Genomic DNA, 4,841 nt, shown 5'->3' with positions numbered 1-4,841 from the left:
TCCGAAATGGAAGCGGGGCTTTTGATTGGGCGCGGTCAATCGGGCACAGACGGGCATACAAAAAGGCCGCCGCTGGATCCCCTCACTCCAGCGGCGGCCCTTCTCGTACGCCCGTCCACGCCGACCGGCGGCCGTTTCAGGGATGCCCCGTATTGCCGTCGGGGTCGGGGGGTCAGACCACAACACGGGGTCATCCGCGCATACGGTTACCCAGCCGCCGGAGTTACTAACCCGCTGTGACCGATTTCATGGAACCGCCCACCCGGCGGGGCGCTCAGGCCTCGAGGATCGCGGCCACGCCCTGGCCGCCGGCGGCGCAGATGGACACCAGCGCACGCAGCGGCTTGGCCGCACCCTTCTGCTCCGCCTTCTTCTGGGCGAGCTGCTTGGCCGCCTGGGCCAGGATCCGCCCGCCGGTGGCGGCGAAGGGGTGCCCGGCCGCCAACGACGAGCCGTTCACGTTGAGCTTGGACCGGTCGATCGAGCCGAGCGCGGCGTCGAGGCCCAGCCGCTCCTTGCAGTAGTCCTCCGACTCCCACGCCTGCAGGTGCGCCAGCACCACCGAGGCGAACGCCTCGTGGATCTCGTAGAAGTCGAAGTCCTGCAGGCTCAGGCCGTTGCGGGCCAGCAGCCGCGGCACCGCGTAGGTGGGCGCCATCAGCAGGCCGTCGCGGCCGTTGACGTAGTCCACGGCCGCCGTTTCCGCGTCCACCAGGAAGGCGAGCGGCGTCAGCGAGTGGGCGGCCGCCCACTCCTCGGAGGCCAGCAGCGCGACCGAGGCACCGTCGGTCAGCGGGGTGGAGTTGCCGGCCGTCATCGTCGCGTCGCCTGACTTCACGCCGAACACCGGCTTGAGCTTCGCCAGCTTCTCCGCCGACGAGTCCGGACGCAGGTTGTCGTCGCGGTACAGCCCGAGGAACGGGGTGACGAGGTCGTCGAAAAAGCCGCGATCGTAGGCGGCGGCCATGTTGCGGTGGCTGGCCGCGGCCAGCTCGTCCTGGTCGACGCGCTTGATGCCCATCTGCTTGGCGGTGATCGCCTGGTGCTCGCCCATGGACAGCCCGGTGCGCGGCTCGCTGTTGACAGGGATCTGGATGCCCAGGTTGGCGGGCAGCGTGCCCACCAGCCTCAGCCGCTGGACGTTGGACTTGGACCGGCGCAACTTGAGCAGCGTGCGGCGCAGGTTGTCACCCAGGGCGATCGGCGGGTCCGAGGTGGTGTCCACCCCGCCGGCGGCGGCGACGTCGTAACGGCCGGACGCGATGCCGTCGGCCGCGGCGATGGCCGCCTGCAGCCCGGTCCCGCACGCCTGCTGCAGGTCGAACGCCGGCGTGTACGACGACAGCTCGGAGCCCAGCACGCACTCGCGGGTGAGGTTGAAGTCACGGCTGTGCTTGAGCACGGCGCCGCCGACCACCACGCCCAGCCGCTCGCCGGCCAGGCCGAAGCGGTCCACCAGCCCGCCCAGGGCGGCGGTGAACATGTCCTGGTTGGACGCCTCGGCATACGCGCCGTCGGACCGGGCGAACGGGATGCGGTTGCCGCCCAGCACGGCGACGGGTCGCCGCTGCGAAATGCGCTGGTTGCTTGCCTCGGAACTTGCAGGGGCCACTGTCTTCTCCGTGTATCTGCCGTCTGTCGGTTTTGGTATGCCCGTCTGGGGCCATACTACCCACTGTTCTTACTCTGAAGTAAGTTCGTCCCCGATACGGTTGTGCTGTAGGCACACCCCGACTTCGCACGCTCATGGAAGGTAGCTCCGGTGGCTCCCAAGGTCTCGTCCGATCTGTTCTCTCAGGTTGTCAATTCCGGTCCTGGATCGTTTCTCGCCAAGCAGCTCGGGGTTCCGCAGCCCGAGACGCTGCGCCGCTACCGGCCCGGTGATCCGCCCCTGGCCGGCGCGCTGCTGATCGGCGGTGAGGGGCGGATCGTCGAGCCGCTGCGCGCCGCCCTGGACAAGGACTACGACCTGGTCGGCAACAATCTCGGCGGACGCTGGGCCGACCAGTTCGGCGGCCTGGTGTTCGACGCCACCGGGATCACCACGCCGGAGGGCCTTCGGGGGCTGTACGAGTTCTTCACGCCGCTGCTGCGCAACCTGGGCCACTCCGCGCGGGTCGCGGTGGTCGGCACCACGCCCGACGCCGCCGCCAGCCCGCACGAGCGGATCGCGCAGCGCGCGTTGGAGGGGTTCACGCGCTCGCTGGGCAAGGAGCTGCGCAACGGCACCACGGTGGCGCTGGTGTATGTGTCGCCCGACGCCAAACCGGCTGCGACGGGCCTGGAATCGACCATGCGGTTCATCCTGTCGGCCAAGTCGGCCTACGTCGACGGCCAGGTGTTCTACGTCGGCGAGGCCGACTCCACCCCGCCGGCCGACTGGGAGCGGCCGCTGGACGGCAAGGTGGCCATCGTGACCGGCGCGGCCCGCGGGATCGGCGCGACGATCGCGGAGGTGTTCGCCCGCGACGGCGCCCGCGTCGTCGCCATCGACGTCGAATCGGCCGCCGAGGCGCTGGCCGAGACGGCCAGCCGGGTCGGGGGCACCGCGCTGTGGCTCGACGTCACCGCGGACGACGCCGTGGACAAGATCACCGAGCACCTGCAAGAGCACCACGACGGGCACGCCGACGTGCTGGTCAACAACGCGGGCATCACCCGCGACAAGTTGCTTGCCAACATGGACGACGCCCGCTGGGACGCGGTGCTGGCCGTCAATCTCCTTGCGCCGCTTCGGATTACCGAAGGACTGGTGGGCAACGGCACCATCGGCGAAGGGGGCCGGATCGTCGGGCTGTCCTCGATGGCCGGCATCGCCGGCAACCGCGGGCAGACCAACTACGCCACCACCAAGGCCGGGATGATCGGTCTCACCCAGGCGCTGGCGCCGGAGCTGTACGCCAAGGGCATCACGATCAACGCCGTCGCGCCGGGTTTCATCGAGACCCAGATGACGGCCGCCATCCCGCTGGCCACCCGCGAGGTAGGCCGGCGGATGAATTCGCTGCTGCAGGGTGGCCAGCCCGTCGACGTCGCCGAGGCCATCGCCTACTTCGCCAGTCCGGCCTCGAATGCGGTGACGGGCAACGTCATCCGCGTCTGCGGCCAGGCCATGCTGGGCGCATAGGCCTGAGGAGATCGCGATGAATCAGCCAAGCGGCCTGAAGAACATGCTGCGCGCGGCGGCCGGTGCGCTGCCGCTGGTGTCCCGTGGCAATCAGCTGCCCACGCGCACGGTGACCATCGAGGAATTGCCCATCGACCAGGCGAACGTGGCCGAGTACGCGGCGGTCACCGGCCTGCGCTACGGCAACGACGTGCCGCTGACCTATCCGTTCGCGTTGACGTTCCCCACGATGATGTCGCTGGTGACCGGGTTCGACTTTCCTTTCGCCGCAATGGGTTCGGTGCACATGGAGAACCACATCACGCAGTACCGGCCGATCGCGGTCACCGACACCGTCGGTGTGCAGGTGCACGCGGAGAACCTGCGCGAGCACCGCAAGGGCCTGCTGGTCGACCTGGTGACCGACGTGAACGTCGGCAACGACACCGCGTGGCATCAGGTGACGACCTTCCTGCACCAGCAGCGCACCAGCCTGTCCGACGAGCCCAAGCCGGCGCCGCAGAAACAGCCCAAGCTGCCGCCGCCCAGCACCGTCGTGCGCGTCAGCCCCAGCCTGATCCGGCGCTATGCCGCGGTCAGTGGCGACCACAACCCGATCCACACCAACCCGATCGCGGCCAAGCTGTTCGGCTTCCCCACCGTCATTGCGCACGGAATGTTCAGCGCCGCAGCAGTATTGGCTAACGTCGAAGCGCGGCTGCCGGACGCGGTGAAGTATTCCGTGCGGTTCGGCAAGCCGCTGGTACTGCCGGCCACCGCGGGGCTCTACATCGACGAAACCCATGACGGCTGGGACATCTCGCTGCGCAACATCGCCAAGGGCTATCCGCACCTGACCGGGACGGTCCGGGCGCTCTAGTTCCAGCGGTTCTAGCCCGAATGCGTCGGGCCGCGGCCGTTGGCAAGGACTTTCAGCCCGTGCGCCCCGGTCGCGGTCAGCAGAAACAGAAGAAACAGCCACAGCGGCGGGCGGGCGAGCTCCCAGACGAAGATCGCCGCCCAGATCGGTGAGCCCTGCGTCACCGCGAGCACACCGGCGGCGCCGGCCAGCGATACCGCCGGCACGTGCAAGTGCGTCCCGACCGCCCAGTTGATCGCGAGCACCAGCGCAGCCCCCGCGGCCGCGCCGGTGGCCAGTGACGGCGTCAGCATCCCGCCGGCCCCGCCGGCGCGCAGGAACAGCGCGGTCAGCAGGGGTTTCAACGCGAGGATCGCGAGCGCCGACAACAGCGTCATGCCGCTGGCCAGGCTGACCGTCAGGATGCTTCGGCCGTTGCCGGGCAGTTCGGGCCACCAGTGCGAGCAGATGCCCATCACCAGCCCGGCGGCCGCGAGCGCGGGGACCAGCACCCAGTTCCGCATCGGCTTGGCCGGCCGGGCCGCCGCCATCAACCGGTTGAACGCCAGCCCCACCGCGAGCGCGACCGGCGCCAGCAGCAGCCCGTGCGCGGTCAGCAGGTAGGTGGACTCTCCGATCGGCCACTGCAGGTTCGGTTCGTCGCGGGTGATGGCCGAACCGACGGCGACCGCCAGGCTGGAGGAGATGAACGCCGCGCCCACCGCCCGCGGCTGCCAGGTGTTGAGCAGGATCCGCACCGAGAACAGCGCACCCGCCAGCGGAACGGCGTAGACCGCGCCCAGCCCGGCGCCGGCCGCGCAGGCCAGCAGCACCTCGCGGTCGCGCGGCGACAGCCGCCTGAGCCAGGCGGTCCCG

The 4,841-nt window shown here is 69.8% G+C and carries 4 protein-coding genes; 2 read left to right on the top strand and 2 right to left on the bottom strand.

What is annotated here, in order from left to right; all coding sequences use genetic code 11:
* Positions 1–274: 274 nt before the first annotated feature.
* Entirely contained in the window at positions 275–1,576 is a 1,302-nt protein-coding gene (locus A5701_RS00605) for an acetyl-CoA C-acetyltransferase (RefSeq protein WP_197498897.1), read from the bottom strand.
* Positions 1,577–1,762: 186 nt separating this feature from the next.
* Between A5701_RS00605 and A5701_RS00600 the strand changes: the two genes are divergently transcribed.
* The gene (locus tag A5701_RS00600; RefSeq protein WP_067747413.1) at positions 1,763–3,127 is read left to right on the top strand and encodes a 3-oxoacyl-ACP reductase; all 1,365 of its coding nucleotides are present in this window, start codon (positions 1,763–1,765) and stop codon (positions 3,125–3,127) included.
* 16 nt (positions 3,128–3,143) lie between these two features.
* Entirely contained in the window at positions 3,144–3,986 is an 843-nt protein-coding gene (locus A5701_RS00595) for a MaoC/PaaZ C-terminal domain-containing protein (protein ID WP_067747411.1), read from the top strand.
* A gap of 11 nt (positions 3,987–3,997) precedes the next feature.
* Here the strand turns inward: A5701_RS00595 and A5701_RS00590 are convergent.
* On the bottom strand, positions 3,998–4,841 hold an 844-nt coding region (locus A5701_RS00590), incomplete at its 5' end, for a chloride channel protein (RefSeq protein ID WP_067747402.1).

The sequence above is a fragment of the Mycobacterium sp. E3305 genome, from assembly GCF_001666785.1.
GTDB lineage: Bacteria > Actinomycetota > Actinomycetes > Mycobacteriales > Mycobacteriaceae > Mycobacterium.
This window is presented reverse-complemented; position numbering and strand designations above follow the sequence as displayed.